10 protein-coding genes are annotated in these 22988 nt (G+C 69.0%); 2 read left to right on the top strand and 8 right to left on the bottom strand.

The features are described from left to right. The first annotated feature begins 133 nt into the window (after positions 1–133). Entirely contained in the window at positions 134–3166 is a 3033-nt protein-coding gene (locus IB225_RS08190; protein WP_192310675.1) for a sensor histidine kinase, read from the top strand. Positions 3167–3181: 15 nt separating this feature from the next. Here the strand turns inward: IB225_RS08190 and IB225_RS08185 are convergent, their stop codons facing one another. The 3 genes from IB225_RS08185 to IB225_RS08175 are packed head-to-tail and all read right to left on the bottom strand — an operon-like array spanning position 3182 to position 19274. Next, positions 3182–6718: a hypothetical protein gene (locus tag IB225_RS08185; protein ID WP_192310674.1), complete on the bottom strand. Its 3537-nt coding sequence runs from the start codon at positions 6716–6718 to the stop codon at positions 3182–3184. A gap of 2 nt (positions 6719–6720) precedes the next feature. Continuing rightward, complete coding sequence (locus IB225_RS08180; RefSeq protein ID WP_192310673.1) at positions 6721–17250, bottom strand: Ig-like domain-containing protein; 10530 nt, start codon at positions 17248–17250, stop codon at positions 6721–6723. 35 nt (positions 17251–17285) lie between these two features. Beyond that, positions 17286–19274, bottom strand: coding sequence for a DUF11 domain-containing protein (locus IB225_RS08175; RefSeq protein ID WP_192310672.1), 1989 nt, complete (start codon positions 19272–19274; stop codon positions 17286–17288). Positions 19275–19714: 440 nt separating this feature from the next. Here IB225_RS08175 and IB225_RS08170 point away from each other — a divergent pair, with 440 nt between their 5' ends. Beyond that, on the top strand, positions 19715–20077 hold the full coding sequence (locus IB225_RS08170; protein WP_192310671.1) for a helix-turn-helix domain-containing protein: 363 nt from the start codon (positions 19715–19717) through the stop codon (positions 20075–20077). An 86-nt stretch (positions 20078–20163) separates the two neighbouring features. On the opposite strand, the gene IB225_RS08165 is transcribed toward IB225_RS08170, so the two are convergent. The 5 genes from IB225_RS08165 to IB225_RS08145 form a co-directional block, all read right to left on the bottom strand. Then, positions 20164–20622 (bottom strand): DUF3237 domain-containing protein, encoded by a 459-nt coding sequence (locus IB225_RS08165; protein WP_192310670.1) that lies wholly within the window; start codon positions 20620–20622, stop codon positions 20164–20166. Positions 20623–20660: 38 nt separating this feature from the next. Next, positions 20661–21119 (bottom strand): SRPBCC family protein, encoded by a 459-nt coding sequence (locus IB225_RS08160; RefSeq protein ID WP_192310669.1) that lies wholly within the window; start codon positions 21117–21119, stop codon positions 20661–20663. Positions 21120–21176: 57 nt separating this feature from the next. Next, positions 21177–21482 (bottom strand): hypothetical protein, encoded by a 306-nt coding sequence (locus IB225_RS08155; RefSeq protein ID WP_225583327.1) that lies wholly within the window; start codon positions 21480–21482, stop codon positions 21177–21179. Positions 21483–21757: 275 nt separating this feature from the next. After that, entirely contained in the window at positions 21758–22357 is a 600-nt protein-coding gene (locus IB225_RS08150; protein ID WP_192310668.1) for a TetR/AcrR family transcriptional regulator, read from the bottom strand. Continuing rightward, the gene (locus IB225_RS08145) at positions 22357–22851 is read right to left on the bottom strand and encodes a hypothetical protein (protein ID WP_192310667.1); all 495 of its coding nucleotides are present in this window, start codon (positions 22849–22851) and stop codon (positions 22357–22359) included. Before IB225_RS08145 ends, IB225_RS08150 begins: the two co-directional genes overlap by 1 nt. Between the last annotated feature and the right edge of the window lie 137 nt (positions 22852–22988).

Genomic DNA, 22988 nt, shown 5'->3' with positions numbered 1-22988 from the left:
TGCGGTGGAACCGTGCCGGCCGGATACGGCGCTCGGGTAGAGTACGCGCACGCGTCGCGTACCCGGGGGGAGGGCCGATGCGCTGGAGCGATGTTCAAGGAGTGCCGGAGGGGGCAGGGTGGCGAGTGCGCGCATGAAGGCTGTCGGATGCACGGAACGCCTGCACAGGTGGATCGCCGCGGCATGCCTGCTGCTCGCCTGCCATCTTGCGCACGCGCTGGATCCGCAGCGACAGATCGGCCAGTTCCACCACACCGCATGGACGGTGAAGGAAGGCGCACCGGGACAGGTCACTGCGCTGGCGCAGACCACCGACGGTTACCTGTGGCTGGCCACGCAGGTGGGACTGTTCCGCTTCGATGGCGTGCAGTTCGAACGCTACGAGCCGCCAGGGGAACAGGCCTTCCCGGCCACCAGCATCTCCACGCTGCACGCTACCGCCGACGGTGGATTGTGGATCGGCTTCCGCTACGGCGCGGTGTCGTTCCTGCGCGAGGGCCGCCTGACCCATTACGGCGAAGCGCAAGGGCTGCCGACGAGCACGGTGTTCCGGTTCGCGCAGGGGCCCGATGGTCGTTTGTGGGCGGCGACGTTCAGCGGACTGGTCTACCTGCACGAAGGGCGCTGGTATCGCGCCGAACGCGAGTGGCGCGTACCGGGTACGCAGGCGCGCACGCTGTTCGCCGACCGCGACGGCACGCTGTGGCTGGCCACCGATGCCGGCATCGCGCGGCTGCGCAAGGGCACGCAGGCGTTCGAGACGATCGGTGCCAGGGTCGGCCGCATCAGCCAGATCGCGCAGGCGCCGGATGGTGCGTTGTGGATCGCGGAGAACGAAGGGGGCGTACGACGGCTGTCGCTCGACGGCGCGACCGCCACGCCGGTGTTGTCCGCGCCGTCGGCCGGCCTGCTGTTCGATCGCGACGGCACGCTGTGGGCCACCACGATGGGCGAGGGCGTGCGGCGGCTGTCGCGGCCGTCCGTGCAGGGATCGGCAAAGGATGCGGCGACGTTCGAGTCCTTCCGCCAGGACGACGGCCTGAGTGCCGACTACCTGCTGCCGGTGCTGGAGGACCGCGAAGGCACGATATGGGTCGGCAGCAGCCGCGGCCTGGACCGCTTCCGCCATACCAACGTCATTCCCGCGATGCTGCCCGACGGTGCGCAGGATTTCGCGATCGTGGCCGGCCCGGACGGCACGCTGCTGGCAGGCAGCCGCAACCGTCCGCTGATGGTGCTCGACGGCACGCGCGTGGGCGAACTGGATCTGCCGGCTCCGCTGACGGCTGCGCATCGCGATCGCGACGGCACCGTGTGGCTGGGTGGGCCCGGTGGGCTGTGGGCATGGCGCGACGGACGCGCGACGCCGGTGACGCCGCTGCCGGTCTCCGGCTACTCCGGCGTGCAGGCGATCGCGCACGACGCGAACGGCGTGCTGTGGGTGTCGTTGAACACGCCCGGCATCCATCGCCTGGAGCAGGGGCGCTGGCGGCAGCTGCGCGGGCGCAAGGGCCTGCCGCCCGGCTCTTCGCCGCTGGTGCTGCTGCCGGCTGCGGATGGCGCGCTGTGGATGGGCTATGCGCGCAACCAGATCGCGGTGATGCGCGGTGACGCCGTGCAGGCGATCGGGTCGGCGGACGGCCTGGACGTGGGCAATGTCACCGCGCTGCTGGAGGGGCAGGGCGGCATCTGGATCGGCGGCGAGCGCGGCCTGGCGCACTACGCCCAGGGCAAGGTGCGCACGTTGCGCGCGCCGGCGGACAGTCCGTTCCGCGGCATCACCGGCATCGTCCAGACGCGCGGCGGCGATCTGTGGTTGAACGGTGCGCTGGGCGTGGTGCACGTGAAGGGCGCCGAGGTGCCGCACCTGTTCGAAGCGGCCACGCCGCGCTACGAGCAGTTCGATTTCCTCGATGGCATGCCCGGCGTGCCCGCGCAGTTCCGCCCGATTCCCACGGCGGCGGAGGGGCGCGACGGGCGCGTGTGGTTCGCCACCACCAGCGGCGTTGTGGCGATCGATCCGGCGGCGATCCGGCGCAATCCCACGCCCCCGCCGGTGACGGTGCTGTCGCTGGCCGCCGACGAGCGCATGCATCGCGTGCACGGCGACACCCTGCGGCTGCCGCCCGGTACGCGCAACCTGCAGATCGCCTACACCGCGCTCAGCCTGTCCATTCCGGAGCGCGTGCGCTTCCGCTACAAGCTGGAGGGTTACGACGACGGCTGGCAGGACGCAGGTACGCGCCGCACCGCGTTCTACAACGATCCCGGCCCGGGGGCGTACGTGTTCCGCGTGGTGGCCGCCAACAACGACGGCGTGTGGAACGAGGTGGGCGCTTCGTTGCCCATCGTCATCGCGCCGCGCTACTACCAGACGCCGTGGTTCAGGGCGCTGTCGATCATCCTCGGCGTCTCGCTGTTGTGGATCGCCTACCTGCTGCGCCTGCGCCACCTGTCCGCGCAGATCCGCGAGCGCCTGCAGGAGCGCCATCGCGAACGCGAGCGCATCGCGCGCGAGCTGCACGACACGCTGTTGCAGAGCGTGCAGGGCCTGATCCTGCGCTTCCATGCGGTGGCCGAATCGCTGGGCAGGGATGCGCCGTCGCATGCGGCGATGGAGCGCGTGCTGCAGCGGGCCGATGATGTGATGGGCGAGGCGCGCGACCGCGTGCTGGACCTGCGTGCGCATGCGCCGGGCGAGTTGCCCGAGATGCTCGCCGACCTGGGCGAGGAATTGGTGCCCGACTACGCCGTCGATTTCCGCATGGTCGTGGACGGCGCCACGCGCGCGCTGGATCCGCTGGTGTGCGAAGAGGTGTATCGCATCGCGCGCGAAGCGGTGATCAATGCGTTCCAGCACGCGCGCGCAGGGCATGTGGTGGTCGAACTGGCCTACGAGCGGGACCTGCTGCTGGTGCGGGTGCGCGACGACGGCGTGGGCATGCCGCCCGAGGTCGTGCGGGCCGGCGGGCGCAGCGGCCACTGGGGCATGCCCGGCATGCGCGAGCGCGCCAAGCGCATCGGCGCCACGCTCGACCTGCGATCGGCCGCAGGCAAGGGCACCGACGTCGTGCTGTGCGTGCCCGGCGACATGGCGTACCGCGGCAAGCCGCGCGCGACGGGCTGGTGGCAGCGCCTGTTCGGCAAGTCGCCGCCGCCCCGCTGACGGCGCACCGTCCGCTCAGTAGTAGCCGGCGATGTTGAGGAACCAGCCCTGGTAGTCGTAGTCGAGCTGGGTCAGGTCGCCGCTGAAGTCGGTGAAGTTGTAGCCCACGCCGACCTTGAAGTGGTCGCTGATCTGCCGGTCCACGCCGATCAGCCAACCGCTGCGGTCGCCACCGTCGCGCACGCGCAGCCAGCGGTGTTCGGCCAGCGCGTCCCAGCGACGGATCAGGTGGTAGCGCATCTGCAGCGCGGCGAAGTCGGTGCGGCTGTCCAGCCACGCGCCTTCGCCGCGGCCCAGCCGGTATTCGCCCCAGCGCCCGGCAAGCTTGCCCGCCATCTGCCAGCGGTCCGCCATCTGCCAGGTGCCTTCCAGCGACAGCACGTGCGAGCGCTGGTCGTACTGGTCGGCGTCGACCTGGCCGGCGGACACGCGGTCGTACAGGTAGGTGTACTTGCCGAACGCGGCCCAGCGCGTGCTGTCGTGCGGACGCCAGGCGAAGCCGAGGCTCGCTTCGGCCAGTTTCGCGCCGGCGGCGGGATTCAGATCGTCCTGCGTATCGGCGTAGTTCGCGCGCAACGCCACACGCCAGTCTTCGTTGAGGCGGTGGAGCAGGCGGTGCGTGGTGACCCACTGCTCGCGCTGTTCCGCGCCGCTGTCGCGCCGGTACTCGAGCTTGCTCGACCAGTCGGTGCGCGCATCGGTACGCCCGCCGGTGACGCTGTAGGCGCGCCGGTCGACGCGGCCGGTGGTCGCGTCCAGCGTGCCGTCCATGACGGTGAAGCCAAGGTTCCACGACGGGGCGGGGCGGAAGTCCATGCCCAGCGTATGCACCAGGCCTTCGCTGCCGCGCTGCCGCTCCTGGATGAACTGGCTCTCGTTGTAGACGTTGACCTGCGAATTGAGCTGCCAGCGCTGGCCCAGCGTCCAGCCGGTCTGCAGGCTGCGGTCGAACAGCGCGTCGCGCGTGGTGCGGTCGGTGCTGTAGCTGTAGGCGCCGTACACGGTGTGGTCGGGACCGAAGCGGTACTCGCCATCCACCTTCGCGCCCTGGCCGCGGCTGCCGCTGCTTGCTTCCAGGCCCACGCTGGAGCGGTCGCCGAACAGGTACTTGCCGCCGAGCGTCAGCAGATCGTTACGCGCGTAGCGCCCGCCATCGTCGTCGAGCGTGTACTGGCCGACACCGTAGAGTTCCCAGGTGGCGCCGATCCGCTGCCGATAGCTCAGGGCCAGCAGGGTGGCGTCCGTGCCGACACCGGCCACCTCTTCGGAAAGCTGCCGCACTTCGCCGCCCAGGCGCCCGTCGGGCGTGATCTGCCAGTCGGCGGTCAGCTGGGTCTGTTCCAGCGTGTTCGTGCCGCGCTCGGCGTGCGTGTAGCGGCCATAGAGGCTGAAGTCCTCGGTGAGGTAGCCGAGGAATTCCGCGCCGTATTCCTCGATCGCTTCCCCGGTGTCCTGGCGGCTGATCGAGAAGCCCGCATCGATCTCGCGACGCCATGCGCCCATCGACCATTCGTTGTCGGTCCAGCCGAGTTCCTGCAGGTTGGCGCGCGCTTCGATCAACCGCGCCGTGCCCGAGCGCGCATCCGTGGCCGGATTGCGCTGCACGAAACTCAGGCCGCCGTTGTCGGAATAGAACACCGGCGCCACCGTCGCTTCCGTGCGGCTGTTCTCGATGCGCAGGTAGGTGCCGCGCCCCGCCTGCAGCGTCAGGTCGGCCGCGCGCAGCGAGTAGTCGTCGCCGCCGCGGTTCTCGTCGACATAGGTGCCGCCCACGGCGACGTGGTCGCCGAACCAGTGGCGCCCGCGCAGGCCGACGGTGGCATCGTCGCCGTCGAAACCCGCCGGCACGTATTCGTAATCGACCAGCAGCAGGTGCCGCCAGCCGTCCAGCGGCGCATCGCGCGTGAGCGTACGCACGTTCTCGCGGGTGATCTGGCTGAGCGGACGCGTCAGCAGCAGGCGGCCCTGCAGATCATCCATCTCGTAATCGACGCCGGACTGCAGGTTCACCCGCGCCTCGACGCGGCCGGTGGTGGGGTCGCGCACTTCCAGCACCACCTGTTCCGAGCCCGGCAGCACGTCGGTATGGCGCAGGTAGTACAGGCTGCCGCCGGTGCCGAGGAATTCGGTGTGGCCCATCGCGGTCTGCGCTTCGGAGCCGAACACCTTCAGCAGGCTGCGCGGATCGCCCAGCGGCGTCGCCGCGCGCGAGCGCCAGTCCAGCGCGGCGCCGTACAGCGCGCGTGGATACTGCGCGTACTCGGTGCCGTCGAAGCCGGTGAGGAAGTTGCCCCACACCGCGCGGTTCTGGTCCCACTCCGCGCGCACGTACAGCTTGCCCTGGCTGTCGACATCGCGATACGTGCGCGAGTCGTCGCCGTACACCGGGTAGTACTGGTCCGGATCGAGGCGACGGAAGATGTCGTAGGGCTGCGCATCGAAGAATCCGTCGAACAGGTTGCCCAGTTCGCTCTCGTAGGTGTCGGCCTGGGCCGTGACCAGGTACTTTCCGCGCCACTTGCCCTTCGCATAGAACGCCAGCCGGCCTTCGCTGAGGAAACCGTCGTCGCGCTGGATGTCGTCGGCCAGCGCATCGGTCGAGCCGCTGGCCTCGTTGCGCGACAGGGTCAGGTCGGCGAGCGCGGTGACGAAGACGTAGCGGCCAGTGACATCGACATCCAGCGCGGTTTCGGTCACCACCTGCCGGCCATCGGTGACTTTCACGTCGTAACGGTGCGATCCGACCGGCTGCAGGAACTCGGCGACGAACTTGCGCTCCTGGTCGATCGGGAAGACCTGACCGTCGATGGTCACCTGCATCGTGTCCGGGATCTGCTGGCCGAGGATGCGCACGCGCGAGCCGTACACCGGGATGTTGCGCAGGCGCAGGTTGCTGGTGCCGTAGATGGAGTCGCTGACCTGCAGCGACTCGGCGCCCAGCGTGTCGACCGTCTCCGTGCGCTCGCGCTGCAGCTGGTCGCGCAACACCTGCACGCCGCGGGCGTGGTCGGCGGGCGTCACCAGCTGGATCGACTGCGCGGCGGTCTCGTCGAAGCTGCCATCGGCAGCGTACGCGCGCGCGACGTATTGCAACGTGTCGCCGACCTGGGCGCGCACTTCGGCCGGCAGCACGCCGTCCCATTGCGCCTGCGTCACCGCGCCGACCGGCAGGTCGAACGTGGCGATGGGGCGCACGCGGTCGGCATCGGTGCCGCGGTAGACCGCTACCTCCAGGCGCTCGTAGAACGCCGCGTAGTTGCTGTAGCCGTGGAAGCGCACGGGCTGGGTGATGCGGCCGTCCTCGAACGGCACCATCGAGGCGGCCTGCACGTTGAGCACGGGTTCGCCGAGGGTGGGATCTTCGATCGCCCACAGCGTGCCGCCCTGCGGCAGGTCCACGACGAAGCGGCCCAGGCTGCCGGCCGGTCCCTGGAAGGCGGGATCGGCGGCGGTGGGCGTGCTGGCGGGTGGTTCGACCGGCTGTGCAAGGCCGCTGCCGACGTGCAGCAGCAGGGCGAGGCCGATCGCGGTCATCAATGGAGAGGCGCGCATGGTCAGGGCTCTCCGCATTGGCCGTCGGGACACGCAGCACTTTCGGCAGGCGCTTCCCGTGGAGGTGGCAGGGGCGCCTGCACGCCGAAGTCGAAGCGTGCCGGCACGCCGGGCGTGATGCGCAGGACGCGCGGGTTCTCGGTGGTGAAGCGGGCGCCCGGCGGTAGCGTGGCGGTGTCGACCTTCAACAGGAAGTTGCGCCCGCGCGCCCAGCGGCCGCCGCTGATGCCGGTGATGTGGAAGCGTCCGTAAGGATCGGTTTCGGTGATCAGGCCTTCGACCGACACCACGCGCACGCCGGCCAGGCCGCGTTCGCCCGGGTCCTGCGTACCGTCGCCATCGACGTCGTGGAAGACGGTGCCGATGATCAGGCTGTCTTCCAGCAGCGGATCGCCGACCACCTGCACGTCGGCGGTGGCTTCGTTGCTGATCGCGGTGCCGTCGGTGTCGCGCATCGTCGCGCGGTTGGTGTGCACACCGGGGCCGACACCGGCGCCCACGCGCAGCGCGTAGGTGACCGTGGCGCGGCCGCCGACCGGAATGTCCAGCGCGTCGATGCGGAACGGGCGCGCGATCGCGGGCGCGCCGCTGGCGTCGGCATCGGCGACCTGGATCGAGCCGGCGATCACCGCGAAGCCGGGCGGCAGGCTGTCGACCAGCGTCACCTGCACCGCATCGACCTCGCCGACGTTGTCGATGACGATCGTGTAGCGGACGATGTCGCCGACGCGCGCCGTGCGCTGGGCCGCGGTTTTGGCCACGCGCAGCACCGCGGGAATGGCTTCCACGTCGATCACCACGTCCGCTTCGGCGCAGACGGCGTTCGGCACCGAGACGTCGCAGACGCGGTAGCCGAAGCGGTCCTGTCCGCTGAAGCCTGCGGCCGCGGTGTAGGTGCACGTGCCTTGCGCACAGCTCGCTTCGCCATGGCCCGGCGCACGCACCACCGACAGCGTGGCCGGATCCAGCGGCGCATGGCTGACCGTGTCGTTGTCCAGCACGGGGATGACCGTGGTGCGGGTGCGCGTGCTGACCTGGTCGTCCACGGCGGTCACCGTATTGGGCAGGACGGTGACGGTCACCGCGGCGGTGGCGCAGTTGTCGGGCGCCGCGAGTTCGCACACCGAGTACGCGAAGCTGTCCTGGCCGCTGAAGTACTGCGCAGGTGTGTAGCGCAGGCTGCCGTCCGTCTGTACAACGACGGTGCCGTTGGCCGGTGCCTGCGGCACCGTCACCACGACGAGCGCGGGATCGGCCGCGGTGCCTGCGAAGGTGTCGTTGGCCAGCACGGCCAGCGTCACGGCTTCGCCCTGCGGTGTCTGCGCGGCGTCGTCCGCCGCCACCAGCGCGGTGGCCAGCACGATGACGGTGACGGTCGCGCTGTCGCAGTGGCTGGGCGTCAGCGCATCGCACAGCGCGTACACCAGCGTGTAGGTGCCGGCGGGCGTGCCGGCCGCGACATCCACGGTGCCATCGGCCTGCAGGCTGAGCGGTCCTGCGGTCACCGGCGCCAGCACGATGCGGTCGGGCTGCACGGGTGCGCCGTCGACCAGATCGTTGGCCAGCACGTTGACCACATCCTGCACGGCGAGGCCGCCGGGCACGGGGGGCGGTGCGTCGTCCACTGCATCGAGTGTGGGCAGTGCGACGGTGATGGTGGCGGTGGCCTGGTCGCAGTTGGTCGGGTTGAGCCGTTCGCACAGCCGGTAGACCAGCGTGTACGTGCCGCCGGGCGTCTGCGGCGCGACGGTGACGGCGCCGGTGGCGACATTGAGCTGCACGTTCGCGTGCGTGCTCGACACCTGGGCAAGCAGCACCTGGTCGAGCTGCACCGCCGTGCCGCCCAGCGTGTCGTTGGCGGCGACATTGACGATGGCGCGACCGCCCGCAGCGCCACCGACCGGCGCAGGGGCGGCGTCGTCGACCGCGTCGATCGCGGTGACCGCGACACCGATCGTCACCGTGGCCTGGTCGCAGTTGGCCGGATTCAGCACTTCGCAGATCCGGTAGGTCGCGCTGTAGCTGCCGGCCATCGTGCCGGCCACCACGTCCACGCGGCCATCGGCATGCAGGATGAGCGCGGGCGATGCGGTGACCACGGACAGCGTCACCTGGCCTGCGACGAGCGACGCGCCGGCAAGGGTGTCGTTGTCCAGCACGTTCACCACGGACACCGCGCCGGCGTCGACCGGGCCGGCCGTGTCGTTGACCGCATCGATGGCGGCGGCGGTCACCACGATGATCGCCAGCGCCTCGACGCAGTTCGCCGGTTCGGCCTGTTCGCAGGCGCGGTAGCGCAGCGAGTAGTTGCCCGCGGGCGTACCCGCGGCCACGGTCACCGCGCCGCTGGCGGGATCGAGTGCGATGCCGGCGTTCGCCGGCGGCGTTACCACCGACAGCACGACCTGGGTCGACGTCGGTGCGGCGCCGCCCAGCGTGTCGTTGGCTAGCACGTTCGCGATCGCGACGCCGCCACTGCGACCGTCGACGCTGCCGGTGTCGTTGGCGGCGGCGAGGGTGCTGGGGCCGCTGGCCACGGTCACCGTCACCAGCGCGTCGTTGCAGATCGTCGGCGCGGCGCGCACGCACACCGTGTAGTTGCCGGTGTAGACGCCGGCAGGCGTGCCGGCGCGTACGCGCAGGTCGCCGTTCGGCTCGATGCTCAGGTGGCTGTCGAACAGGCCGCCCCAGAACGCGGTGACCACGTTCGGAGGCGTGCCGTTGAGCGAGTCGTTGCGTAGCACGTTGCCCACCACGCCGCCGGCGGTGCCGCTGGCCAGGCTGAAGCTGTCGTCCTGTGCATCCACGCGCACCACCTGGACGGCCACGGTCGCGGTGTCGCAGGTGGACGGATCGCCGGCAGCGCACAGCGTGTAGCTGGCGGTGTAGAGACCGGCGGCGGCATTCGGTGCGATCGACACCACGCCTGCGGGCGAGATCGACAGCGGTGCTGTCGCGGTGCTGGTGACGGTGAACGCGGCGCTGTTGAGCGGTGCGCCGTCCAGCGTGTCGTTGCCCAGCACGTTGCCGACATTCGCGCTGCCCGGGCTGCCATCGACCGGGCCGAACGCGTCGTCCACCGCATTGAGCGCGGCGCCGGCGGTGACGGTGACCGAGACGCTGGCGGTGTCGCAGATCGTCGGCTGCGCGCTCTGGCAGACCTGGTAGCTGGCCGTGTAGGTGCCGGCGGCCGTGCCGGCCGCGACGGACACGCTGCCGTCGGCGGCGATCGTCAGCGGACCGGTATTGGTCGGCGTCAGCACCACCGCACCCGCGGCAAATGGCGCATCGTCCAGGCGGTCGTTGGTCAGTACGTTGCCGGCCACGCCACCGAGGCTGCCGTTGACCGGGCCGAGCGCATCGTCGGCGGCGACCAGCGTGGTCACCGCGACGAAGACCTGTGCGGTATCGCAGCTGGTCGGATTGAGCACCTGGCACAGGTGGTAGCTGACCGCATAGGTACCCGCCGCGGTGCCAGCCGCGACGGTAACCGTGCCGCCAGACGTGAGCGTGACCGGTCCTGCGCTGGTCGGCGTCAGCACGACCTGGCTGGCGGTGACCGCTGCGCCATTGAGAGTGTCGTTCGCCAGCACGTTCCCGCTTGCCGTGCCGCCGTTCGCGCCGTCGAGCGGACCGAACGTGTCGTCGTTGGCGGCCAGCACGCCGGCACTGACGGTGATGCTGACGGTGGCGGTATCGCACAGCGTCGGCTGCGCGACCTGGCAGAGGCGGTAGCTGCCGGTGAGCGTGCCGGACGGCGTGCCCGCGGCGATGGTCACGCGCCCATCGGAAGCGATGGTGAAGCCGGGTGCGCCAGCGGTCTGTGTCAGCGTGACCGTACCCGCCGTGGCGGCTGCCCCGTTGACGGTGTCGTTGCCCAGCACGTTGCCTGCCACGGCGCCCGGCGCCGCCGGACCCAGGGTGTCGTCGTTCGCCGACAGCGACGCCACCACGATCGTCAGCGCGGCGGTATCGCAGAGCGACGGCTGCGCGCGCTGGCAGATCTGGTAGCTGCCGGTGTAGACGCCGGCCGCGGTGCCGGCGGGGACGGACACGGTGCCGCTGGCGGCAATGGTGATCGGTGCGCCGACGGTGCTGGTGAGGATGACGTCGCTCGCGACGACGGTGGTGCCATCCAGCGTGTCGTTGCCCAGCACGTTGCCGACGTTGGCGTTGCCGGCATTGCCGTCGACCGGGCCGAAGACATCGTCCACCGCGTTGAGCACGGCGTTGACGTTGACGCGGACCGAGACCGTGGCGGTGTCGCAGATCGAGGGCTGCGTGCGCTCGCAGATCCGGTAGCTGGCGGTGTAGGTACCCGCTGCGGTGCCCGCTGCAACGGACACGTTGCCATCGGCGGCAATCGTCAGCGGTCCGTTGTTGGTCGGCGTCAGCACCACGGCGCTGGCGGCGAACGGCGTGCCGTTGAGGCGGTCGTTGCTCAGCACGTTGCCGGCCACGCCACCGAGGCTGCCGTTGACCGGCCCGAGGGTGTCGTCGTCGGCGACCAGCGTGGTTACCGTGACCGTCACCTGCGCGGTATCGCAGTGGGTCGGCACGGCCGTTTCGCACAGCCGGTAACCGGCGATGTAGGTGCCCGCTGCGGTCCCGGCCGCCACGGTCACGCTGCCGTTGGGAGCGATGGTCACCGGCCCTGCACCGGTCGGTGTCAGGACGACCTGGCCGGCGATGACCGTGCTGCCGCCGAGGGTGTCGTTCGCCAGCACGTTGCCGGCGACGGCGCCGGCGGCGGTGCCATCCACCGGTCCCAGCGCGTCGTCGTTGGCGGCCAGTGTGGGCGCGCTGACGGTGACGCTGACCGTGGCGGTATCGCAGATCGTCGGCTGCGCGATCTGGCAGGCGCGGTAGCCGCCGGTGAGCGTGCCGGAGGGCGCGCCCGGGGCCACCGTCACCTGGCCGTCGGTCCCGATGGTGAAGCCGGGTGCGCCTGCGGTCTGCGTCACCGTTGTCGTGGCCGAGGTGGCCGGTGCGCCATTGACGCGATCGTTCGCCAGTACGTTGCCGGCGGAGACGCCCGGCAATACCGGTCCCAGCGTGTCGTTGGCGGCGGCGAGCGAGGCCACCACGACCGTCAGTGTCGCGGTGTCGCAGTTGCTCGGGGTGGCGACATCGCAGATCCGGTAGCTGCCGCTGTAGGTACCGGCCGCGGTATTCGGCGCGATCGACACCACGCCGGTGGAGGAAATCGCCAACGGCGCGCTGGCGGTGCCGGTCAGCGTGATGCTGCCCGCCGTGATCGCCACGCCGTCGCGCGTGTCGTTGGCCAGCACGTTGCCCAGGTTGGCATTGCCGGCCGCGCCATCGACGGGACCGAAGGTGTCGTCCACCGCATTGAGTGCGGCGCTGGCGAGGGTGGTGACCGACACGCTGGCGCCGTCGCAGACGGTGGGCAGTGCGACCTGGCAGATCTGGTAGCTGGCGGTGTAGGTGCCGGCGGGCGTTCCGCTGGCGACGGTGACGGTGCCGTTGCTGCCGATCGTCAGCGGGCCGCTGTTGGCCGGCGTCAGCGTCACCGCGCCGGCGGCGAACGGCGTGCCATTGAGGCGGTCGTTGTCCAGCACGTTGCCGGCGACGCCGCCGAGGGTGCCGTTGACCGGGCCGAGCGTGTCGTCATCGGCGACCAGCGTGGTCACCGCGACCGTCACCTGCGCGGTGGCGCAGTTGGTGGGATTCACCGCTTCGCACGCCTGGTAGGTGGCGATGTACGCGCCGGCCGGCGTGTTCGCGGCGATGCTCGCGCGGCCGTCGGCGGCGATGGTGACCGGCCCCGTCGTGGACGGCGTCAGCACCACCTGGCTGGCGGTGACGGCGACGCCGTCCAGCGTGTCGTTGTCCAGCACGTTGCCGCTCGCGGTGCCGCCGGTGGCACCGTCGAGAGGACCGGCGCTGTCGTTGCGGGCCACCAGGGCGCCCGCGCCGACCGTGATGCTCACGGTGGCGGTATCGCAGATCGTCGGCTGTGCGATCTGGCACGCCTGGTAGCCGCCGGTGAGCGTGCCGGCGGGCGTGCCCGGTGCGATGGTCACGCTACCGTCGGTGGCGATGGTGAAGCCGGGTGCGCCGCCGGTCTGGGTGACGGTGGTGGTGACCGACGTTGCCGTCGCGCCGTTGACGAGGTCGTTCGCCAGCACGTTGCCGGCAGACGCGCCGGGTGCGGCCGGGCCGAGCGTGTCGTCATTCGCCGCCATCGACGACACCACGACGGTCAGCGTGGCGCCATCGCAGTTCGTTGGGCGGGCAATCTCGCAGATCTGGTAGCTGGCGCCGTAGACGCCGGCGGCGGTGCCTGCCGGCACGGACACGATGCCCGTGCTGCCGATGGTGATGGGCGCGCTGGCCGCGCTGTCGAGCGTCACGCTGCCTGCGACGACAGCCACGCCGTCGAGCGTGTCGTTCGCCAGCACGCTGCCCAGGTTGGTGCTGCCGGTGGCGCCGTCGACCGGACCGAAGACGTCGTCCACCGCATTGAGCACCGCGTTGACGGTGACCTGCACGGACACGCTGGCGCCGTCGCAGATCGACGGCATCGCTGCCTGGCAGATCTGGTAGCTGGCGGTATACGTGCCACTGGCCGCGCCGGCAGCGACAGAGACCGTGCCGTCACTGGCGATGGTGAGCGGGCCATTGTTGGCCGGTGTCAGCACGACCGCACCGGCGGCGAACGGGGCGCCATCCAGGCGGTCGTTACTCAGCACGTTGCCGGCCGCGCCACCGAGGCTGCCATTGACCGGACCGAGCGTGTCGTCGTCGGCGACCAGCGTGGTCACCGTGACGGTCACCTGCGCGGCATCGCAGCTCGTCGGATTGAGGACCTGGCACAGCTGGTAGCCGGCGATGTAGGTGCCGGCCGCCGTGCCGGCCGCCAGCATCACGCTGCCATCGGATCCGACGGTGACCGGCCCGGCATTGGTGGGTGTCAGCACGACCTGGCCCGCCGTGACGGGTGCGCCGTTGAAGGTGTCGTTGGCAAGCACGTTGCCGGCGACCGTGCCACCACTGGCGCCATTGGCCGGACCGAGCAGATCGTCGTTGGCGACCAGCGTGCCCGCGCTGACGGTGATGCTGATCGTCGCGGTGCCGCAGATCGTGGGCTGTGCCACCTGGCAGGCCTGGTAGCTGCCGGTGAGCGTGCCGGCCGGCGTTCCCGGCGCGATGGTCACGCTGCCATCGGATGCGACGGTGAAGCCGGGCGCACCACCGGTCTGCACCACGGTGGCGGTGGTCGAGGTGGCGGGCGCGCCATCGACGATGTCGTTCGCCAGCACGTTGCCGGCCGGACCGCCGGGCGCCGCCGGCCCCAGCGTGTCGTTGATCGCGCCCATGCTGGCGATCTGCAGCGTGACCGTGGCGTTGTCGCAGTTGTCCGGGGCCGCGGTTTCGCAGATCCGGTAGCCCGCGGTGTAGGTGCCCGGCGTGGCGTTGGCGGCCACGCTGATGGTGCCGTCCGCGGCGATGGTCACCGGCGCGGTGGCCGCGCTGATGACGGTGATGCTGCCGGGCGTGATCGCGCCGCCATCCACCGTATCGTTGGTCAGCACGTTGCCGGCGTTGGTGGTGCCGGTCGTTCCGTTGACCAGCAGCGGGCCATCGTCATTGGCCGCCAGCGCGGCCGTCACCCGCACGTTGACGGTCAGCGTGGCGACATCGCAGTTGGCGGGGTTGGCGACTTCGCAGATCTGGTAACTGGCACCGTAGAGACCGGCGGTGGTGCCGGCGGGAATGGACACCGTGCCGTCGGCCGCGATCACGACCGGCGCCGCCGCGCTGCTGACCAGGGTGACGCTGCCGGCCGCGACGACGGCGCCATCCAGCGTGTCGTTGGCCAATACGTTGCCGACGCTGGTGCTTCCCGTCGTGCCATCGACCGGACCGAAGGCATCGTCCACCGCATTGAGTGCGGCGTTGACGGTCACTGTCACCGACACGCTCGCGCCGTTGCAGACCGATGGCGAAGCGGTCTGGCAGATCTGGTAGCTGGCGGTGTACGTGCCGGCTGGCGTGCCGGCCGCGACATGCACGCTGCCGTCCGCGCCGATGGTCAACGGGCCGCTGTTGGCCGGCGTCAGCACCACCTGCGTGGACGCAGGCGGCACCCCATCGAGCTGGTCGTTGGTCAGCACATTGCCGGCCACGCCACCGGTATCGCCGTTGACCGGGCCCAGGCTGTCGTTGTTCGCGACCAGCGTGGTGACCTCGATGGTGACCTGGGCGCTGTCGCAGTTGGCCGGGTTCAGCGCTTCGCACAGCTGGTAACCCGCGACGTAGCTGCCGGCCGGCGTATTGGCGGCGATGCTGATGCTGCCGTCGCCGGCAATCGTCACCGGGCTGGTGTTGTTCGGCGTCAGCACGATCTGGCCTGCGGTGACGGCAGCGCCGTTGAGCGTGTCGTTGGCGAGCACGTTGCCGCTCACGGCGCCGCCGGTGATCCCGTTGACCGGACCCAGCGCGTCGTCGGTGGCGATGAGCGTGCCGGCCGCGACGGTGATGCTGATGCTGGCGGTGCCGCAGATCGTCGGCTGTGCCACCTGGCAGGCCTGGTAGCTGCCGGTCAGCGTGCCGGCCGGTGTTCCCGGCGCGATGGTCACGCTGCCATCGGACGCGAGGGTGAAACCGGGCGCGCCACCGGTCTGGACGACCGTCGCCGTCGTGTCGGTGGCGGGCGCGCCATCGACGAAGTCATTGGCCAGCACATTGCCGGCGACCGTGCCAGGCAGCGCGGGACCGAGGGCATCCGGCGAGGCCGTGATCGTCGCCACCACGACCGTGACGGTGGCGCTGGCGCAGTTGTCGGGTACCGCGGCTTCGCACAGCTGGTAACCGGGCGTGTAGGTGCCGGCCGGCGTGCCGGCCGCGACGGCGACCACGCCGTCGGTGCCGATCGCGACCGGCCCGGCGTTGCTGGGTGTCAACACGATCTGGCCCGCGCTGACGGCCGTGCCATTGAGTGTGTCGTTGTCCAGCACGTTGCCGACGCTCGCGTCGCCGGCGCTGCCGTTCACGCCGGTGTAGCTGTCGTTGTTGACGGCGAGGGTGGCGGGCGTCACGACCGCGAGTTGCACGGTGGCGCTGTCGCACACCGTCGGCGCGTCGGCGTAGCAAAGCGTGTACGACGCCGTGTAGTTGCCCGCGGCCGTGCCGGGCGGAACGGTGATGCTGCCGTCGGCGTTGAACACGATCTGCGCCGTGCCCACGCCGCTCAGCGTGACGGTGCCGGGCACCTGTGGGCGGGCGCCGCCGGCGCTGTCGTTGTCCAGCACGTTCGCCACCGCGACTGCGCCCGTACTGCCATTGACGGGACCGATGCTGTCGTCGTCGGCCACCAGCGCCGGCAACACGCGCACGCTGGCACTGGCGCTGTCGCAGTTGGTGGGGTTGGCGATCTCGCAGATCTCGTACGCGGTGGTGTACACGCCCGCTGCCGTGCCGGGAGACAGCGTGGCGCTGCCATCGCCCGCGATCAGCAGCGGCCCCGCGCCGGGCGCCGTCAGCGACACCAGTCCTGTTACCGAGGCGCCGTTGATGGTGTCGTTCGCCAACACGTTGAAGGCAGGCAGTGCGTTGCCGCTGGCGACGGGGGGCAGCAGGTCGTCGATGGCATCCACGGTCGCGATGGCGTTGACCGACACCGTCACCTGCGCCGTCGCGCAGTTGCCGGGATTGGCGGTTTCGCAGATCTGGTAGCCGGCGGTATACGTGCCGGTCGCGGTTCCGGCGGCGACATTGACGGCGCCGGCCGCGGTGATCGTCAGCGGTGCCGACGCCGAGGAGGTGAGCGTCACCTGCGCGGGCGTGACCACCACGCCGGCCAGCGTGTCGTTGTCGAGCACGTTGACGACGTTGTTCTGTCCGGGGGTGCCGTCGATGGGGCCGGCGGTGTCGTCGAGCGCGACCAGCGCACGCGGTGCCACCGGAACGGTGGGCGTGGTGGCGCTGTTGTCGCCGGGCGTGGGATCGGTGGTGCCCGGCGGTGGCGTGATCGTCACGGTGTTCGCGCCGATCGTGGCCGGCGTGAGCGTGGGTGCCACTGCGGTGATCAGGACCACCAGGCTGCCGCCCGCCGCGAGGTTGGTATTCAGCGACACGTTGCCGGTGCCGTTCGCCGTGCCGCAGCTCGAACCCGCACTGGCGGTGCACGTCCACGCCACCGAGGTCAGTTGCGAAGGCATCACGTCGGACAGCGTGGCGCCGAGCGCGGCCGACGGTCCCGCATTCGCCACGTCGATGCGATAGGTCACGACGTCGCCCGGGCTGGCGGGCGATGCGCTGGTGACGGTCTTCTGCACGCTCAGCGACGCGACGGCCGCCAGCGTATTGGTATCCGTGCTGCCGTTGTTGCCGGGCTCGGGATCCGTGACGCCGCCCGGCGGTGTCACCGTCACCGAGTTGCCCAGGCTGCCGGGATAAGTCTGCGCGATCGCCGGCATCGCCGCGGTCAGCGCCATGCCAGCCAGCACGCCATGGAGAAGTCGGCGAAGGGCAGGGCGTGCGGCAATCACGGCGGTGTCGTCCATGCGGTGCCTCGCGGTGAAAGAAGAAACGCGCGGGATCAGTACGCCGCGGGGTCGGCGCTGTAGGTGACGGGGACAGTGATCGTGGCCGTGCCCGATGCATCGACGTTGACGCTCAGGCTGACCGCGCCATCGCCTGCGACGCCGCCGTTGGCGGGACAACTTCCGCTGCCGCTGGCCGCGCACGTCCACGGGCCCGACAACCGCATGCCGGCCGGCAAGGTGTCGCTGACGACGACACCGCTGGCGGCATCGGGTCCGGCGTTGGACACGGTGATGACGTAGGTGCCGGTGCCGCCGGGGGTGTAGGTCGTCTGGCTGTCGCTCTTGGCGACGGAAACGTCAGAACGCAGCGCGCGCGTGTTGGTCACGCTGCAGGTGATGGCGACCGCAGTGGCGCTGGCGGCCGGCGCGGTGACGGCGAAGCTGGTGCCGGTGCCGGAACTGAGCGCGGTGCCGTCCTGGTCCACGCAGGCCCAGGTGGTGGTGTAGCGATCCAGCTGGGTGCCGGTGCCTGCGGTCTCGCCCAGCGTGTAGCTGAGTCCGGGCGTGGTGACGGCGGGCGCCGTGGTGCCGCCGTTGCCGACATTGTTCGCACTGGCTACCGGCGTGGCGCCCTGCGTGATCGCCAGCGTGAAGCGCCCCGGATCCGCGGCGGGTTGCAGTACCTTCGCCAGCGTCAGCGTGGCCGCGCACGAACGCGCGACGCCTTCCACGGTGAACACCGCATTGCCGATGCGGATGCCGAGCAGCGCCAGCAGGTTGTCGGCCAGGTCGCGCAGCAACAGGTTGAAGACCGGCTGCAGCACGGCATTGGAGACGCCGCGCAGCGTGGTCTCGACGAGGTTCAACACGGAGTTGAGGATTGGCGTCAGCAACGCCGGTGGAAGGATGGGAAGGCCGAGCAGCGTGACTTCCGGCGAACCATTCACCACATGCAGGTCGAGCGTGCTCAGCAGACTGGTGACCAGGCTGCCGGCACTGACCGTGCCGCTGCTGGACGTGCGTGTCTGCGGGAACGGTGCGGTCACGCTGAAGTTCTGCAGCGCGGGCGAGCCGGTCGCGGCGGCGCGGGCGGTCAGTTGCAGCGGAACACGCACCGACACCAGGCCGATGCCGAGCAGGTTGACGTTGAAGCGCAGGTCGAGGTTGTTGATGGTCAGCGGCGTGACGTCGGCGGGGGTCAGCACATGCGAACGGTTGAAGAACAGGCTGTCCGCCACGCTGCCGACATACAGGTTCACCAATCCGGGGCGCGCCTGGAAGCTGACCGCGCCGGCGACATAGTTGACCGCGGTGATCGTGCCCTCGGCACGTGCGACATCGGCATACAGCTGCAGCTTCAGCACGTCCGCTGTCAGCGATACGCTGGTCAACCCAAGTCCGGCCGCGTTCAACGCATTGATCACCGCCTGCAGGTTGAGCCCTTGCACGACATCGAGATTGAACTTCAGCCGGATCGCACCGGTGTGGAACGAGGTGCCCTGCGGACCGCAGGCATACACCGGCGGCTCCACGACCTGCAACCACAGCTGCACGTTCGCCACGCCCGTCAGTCCCAGCGCCGCGGTGTTGAGCGTGACCGGCGTCGGCGTGGTGAGGACGTTGCGGAAGTTGTAGAGCTGCACCGAGCCGGTAACCAGATCGAGAAGATCCAGTCGCACATCAGCCAGTGCACCGGTCGGAAGATCGATGCGCAGGATCTGCGAGAGACGGATCGATCCGGTCAGCGAGCCGACGCTGAGAGGCAGCAGGTTCAACGCGTTCGCGGCGGCGGTCTGTCCATCGGCCTGCAACACCTGCGCCATCGCCAGCCGCAGCTGGGCCAGCGTGATGTCGGTGGTGAGCACCTGCGAGGTGTCGCTGATGCCGAGGTTCGTGCCCAGTCGCGTGATCAGCGCATTGAGGTTGATGTCGGACGCGGCCAGCGCATTCCAGTCCAGCACGCTGAGGTTGACCGTCGTGCCCGGCAACAATGCCTGGAACAGCAGGTTGAGCACCGGCCCCTGCGTACTGTCCACGGACACCAGTCGCGGTCCTGCGGAAACGCAGGCACCCGTACTGCAACCGGTTTGCGCGAACGTCGATTGTCCCCAGGACATCGTCAGCATCACCAGAAGGGCAATGCACCACGCGCGCAGTTTTCCTGCCTGTTTGACCTGCCTGTGCATCCACCTACCCCTGAGTAGTCGATGTACGGAACTGTCGCTGTTACTCCTCACTGCGCCGTGCAGGTAAATCCAGTTACCAGAACAGGCACTTGCTTGACGCAGGTTGCGTTACTAATGTGATTCGAAAGACGCTGCAACGATGCGACGCAACGAATCTGCTTAGTACGACTCAACATCACGTACCACTCACGTGTTTCTCAGGGGGAAATACGTCGAGCGTTAGAGCTTGCAGACAAGTTGACGTCAGAGTTGCTTCCCCGTGAATAGCGCTTACTCCAGGGACCGAAGGGACGCTGATGACGACTATTGCCTTGCGCATCCGGCGCGCACGAACACTGGCGAGGCTCTCGCAGAGCCAGCTTGCGCACACCGTGGGCGTCAATCGGAGTGCGGTCGCCCAATGGGAACGCGAAGCCGGTACCCGGCCCAGCGTGGAGCATCTGGCAGCCGTCGCCGTGGCGACGAAGGCACCGTTCGAATGGCTGGCGACCGGGCGCGGCGATACCTGCGAGTCCCGACTGGAAGCGCCCTCGGCCACGGCGGCCGAATGTGCGATGGATGACGTGGAAGTAAGACTGCTCGAAGCCGTTCGGCATCTGCCGGCCAGGAAGCGCGTGGCGATCTGCAAGTTGCTGGAGGAGCTTGCGTCGCGTCGTTGAGCAGGTGGCGCCCTGGATGTTCTCGAACTCCGATCACGCAGCGGGGCGATGGGGTCTCCGCATCGCCCCGTCCGGGTGATCAAGGCTCAGAGGATCTCGAACACCTCGTACTCCACACCTTGAGGACATCGGCCGCCCTTGGCCACGGCAACGATGCCATTGAGCCATGTGTAGTCGGTCGCTGCGGTCTCGAAGTAGGGCGTCGTGCGCAGATAGTACTCCGATGCATCCACGTGCTCGCCGCGACGCAGGCGAGCGTCCACCGATGGCGTGGCGCGCCTGACGCCGCGATACGTCATCAGAATGCGCGCATCGTCGTCACAGACAAGCAGCAACCTGACGTCCTGCTGGAAGGTGCCGTCAGGACGCGCGAGCAGGAGATCCGAGCCGATCATTGGCGAAACGGTGCCCTTCAGCCGGTCGCCGGTGAAGTGCCCGCCGGATACGGGGAAGACGCGACGCTCACCTGCCGGCGTCTGCCCCAGTTCGATGGTGGGATGCAGCGTGATGAGCAGCGTGAACAGGTGTTTCGACATGATGGACATGATCGGGCGCTCGCAAGAGGGAGAGATGGGCGTCTGCATCAGGCCAGCGCCGCGATGAGCATCGGCAGTCGTTCGCGGATCGTCGCTTCCCATCCGTCGATGAGTTGACTGAAAGCGGGTTCCAGGTAAGGCGCCAGCACCGGGCCTTCCGCCAGTGCCGTCATTTCGTATCGGATGAGGGCGCGGCTGCTGATGGGGTCGAGAGCGTCCACTTCGACCGTCACCGTGCCGATCCTGGCGCCGGGCGTGGTGCGTGCGTAGACCGAGCGACGGCGTGCCGTATCGAACTCCACCAGTTGCCAGAGCGTGTGTTCGGGGCCGTCGCCGGTCGCGAACACCATGCCGCAGACGGTCGTGCCGTCCTGGGGATGGATGTAACGGGGGCGCCAGGCGTCAATCCAGAGTTCTTCGCCCTTCGGCGTGAACAGGTGGAAGACGATATTGGCGGGTGCAGAGATACGCAGCTCGCGCTGGGCGCGAACGTGGGCGGTGGACATGGCGGGTTCTCCAAGCGGTTCGTGAATGAATCGGCATGGACACCACTACCCCCGGCGCTACGCTCCCTTGCGGTCCTTCAGGCGGTGACTGGCGGAAGCGTCGAGCTCGAGGCCGTAGATCCCGCGCAACTGCCCGATCAGTTCGAGCGTCTGTCGCGAGAACGGCTGCTTGCCCTCCAGCGCATGCAGAAGGATGCCTTCGAGGAGTTCACTCAAGGTCATGTCCTTGTGCTCGGCCAGGCCCTTGAGGACCTTGACCAGGCGCTTTTCCAACCGCACCCCCGTCTGGACGCGCTCCACCTCGATCAAGGTGTTCTCATTGCTGGGCATGGCACGCACGGCGGTATGAAGTTCGGTCAGCATCATACCATGGTACATAAGTACCGAAGCTCATCGGTTCGGGGATCCCCGCAGACCCGCAAGCGCTTCGCGGCCGCTCCATTTCAGCGCGTAGACAGGCTTCAGTAACCAAGCCGTTGCACCCGGCTTCGAACCCGGAGTTCCGGCACTGCGCGCGACCACTGGATTCGGTCGCCTGACCCGAAGCATCAGGACGCTGGCATTTGCATGGGTTGGAAGACCATCCCGCAGAGGGGAAGTCCGTCAGAAGCACGCGCTTCTACAGGCATGCCGAATGGCTATCGGGCCTTCAGGCGATCCGTTGAGAGCTTGGCGATCTGCCAGAACAACAACGCATTGCCCGCAGCGCGTGCCGACAGCATTGCTCCATGGATGGAGGCCATGAACATCGCTGCTTCTCCAGCAGGCGGCTCCACCAGGCGCATCACGCCCTTTGCCTCGCCCTCCGTCATGGTGTGTGCGAGCCAGGTCTGCAGATCGTTGAAGTGACCTGTGACCTCCTCGGCGACCTCTGCCGGAATGCTTGGCAGCTCGGCGGCAAGCAGTGCGCAGATGCAGATCGGAGGATTCGACTCCTGAATGCAGTCGGCCCAGTAACGGCTGTAGGCGACCAGGCGCGCATAGGGATCAGGAATCGATTCCTTGAGTGACTGCAGGCCTCGCCGCATCGCCTGCCGGTGCTGGGCGACGGTCGCCTTCACCAGGTCCACCTTGGCCGGGAAGTGATGATGGATGCTGGCCTTCCTGACATCCACGAGCTCGGCAATGTCGGCATAGCTGAAGCCGTTGTACCCACCCGACGCCAGCAGCTCGTTAGTCCGCTGGATGATCTCTTGGGCCTTGGGTGAATACTGAGGCAGGGCTTCTGCGGACGACATCAACGGGTTACCTGGTCTAGATGGGGACGCTGCTTGTACAGCGCTCGCATTTGCAGCGGGATGCCTACGATGAGCGTCAGGAAGAGCGCGCCTTGGACACCCAGCAGCAGCGGGTCTTTCAAGTCTGTCACCAGCGGATCGCCGACAGGAAGCCTGCGCAGGCTTTCACTCACCGTGGGGACCATCAACAGGAACACGGTGATGCTCGTTGAAATTGTCTGGAGGTACACCCACAGCCGCTTTGCCGGCCTCCACAGCGCGATGCCGTATCCGATCAGGAGAAACACCAGGGTGATGGTCGCGACGATGGAGCTCGCCGGCTGGTGCGCGACGGGATAGACCGTGAGCACGCCCATCAGCATGAACCAGAAGTAGGCGCGCCCGGCGATGGTCTCAGGGATGATCCGTCCGTGCTTAACCAGCATGTAGATCGCAAGCGGAAGCGCGGGGAGGCTTCCCAGCGTGTGGAGCCAGCCGATCGGTGAAATGCCCATGGAAAGAAGATTGGTTAGGAGGAAACCAAAGGCTACCTACCAATAGGTAGACAAGTCAACCCGACTGAGCTGATCGCCACAAGAGGCGGCCGAAAGCAACTGACAGGCAAGAAAAAACCCCATCGGAATCATGGGGT

The organism is Pseudoxanthomonas sp. PXM02 (assembly GCF_014851805.1).
Taxonomy (GTDB): Bacteria; Pseudomonadota; Gammaproteobacteria; order Xanthomonadales; family Xanthomonadaceae; genus Pseudoxanthomonas_A.
The sequence above is the reverse complement of the archived record's forward strand: the minus strand, read 5'-3'. Positions and strand labels throughout refer to the sequence as shown.

Coding starts and splice junctions, on each gene's coding strand:
- IB225_RS08145 (WP_192310667.1), bottom strand. CDS start 22,851: ATGGGCATTTCACCGATCGGCTGGCTCCACACGCTGGGAAGCCTCCCC.
- IB225_RS08150 (WP_192310668.1), bottom strand. CDS start 22,357: ATGTCGTCCGCAGAAGCCCTGCCTCAGTATTCACCCAAGGCCCAAGAG.
- IB225_RS08170 (WP_192310671.1), top strand. CDS start 19,715: ATGACGACTATTGCCTTGCGCATCCGGCGCGCACGAACACTGGCGAGG.
- IB225_RS08185 (WP_192310674.1), bottom strand. CDS start 6,718: ATGCGCGCCTCTCCATTGATGACCGCGATCGGCCTCGCCCTGCTGCTG.
- IB225_RS08180 (WP_192310673.1), bottom strand. CDS start 17,250: ATGGACGACACCGCCGTGATTGCCGCACGCCCTGCCCTTCGCCGACTT.
- IB225_RS08155 (WP_225583327.1), bottom strand. CDS start 21,482: ATGCTGACCGAACTTCATACCGCCGTGCGTGCCATGCCCAGCAATGAG.
- IB225_RS08190 (WP_192310675.1), top strand. CDS start 134: ATGAAGGCTGTCGGATGCACGGAACGCCTGCACAGGTGGATCGCCGCG.
- IB225_RS08160 (WP_192310669.1), bottom strand. CDS start 21,119: ATGTCCACCGCCCACGTTCGCGCCCAGCGCGAGCTGCGTATCTCTGCA.
- IB225_RS08165 (WP_192310670.1), bottom strand. CDS start 20,622: ATGTCCATCATGTCGAAACACCTGTTCACGCTGCTCATCACGCTGCAT.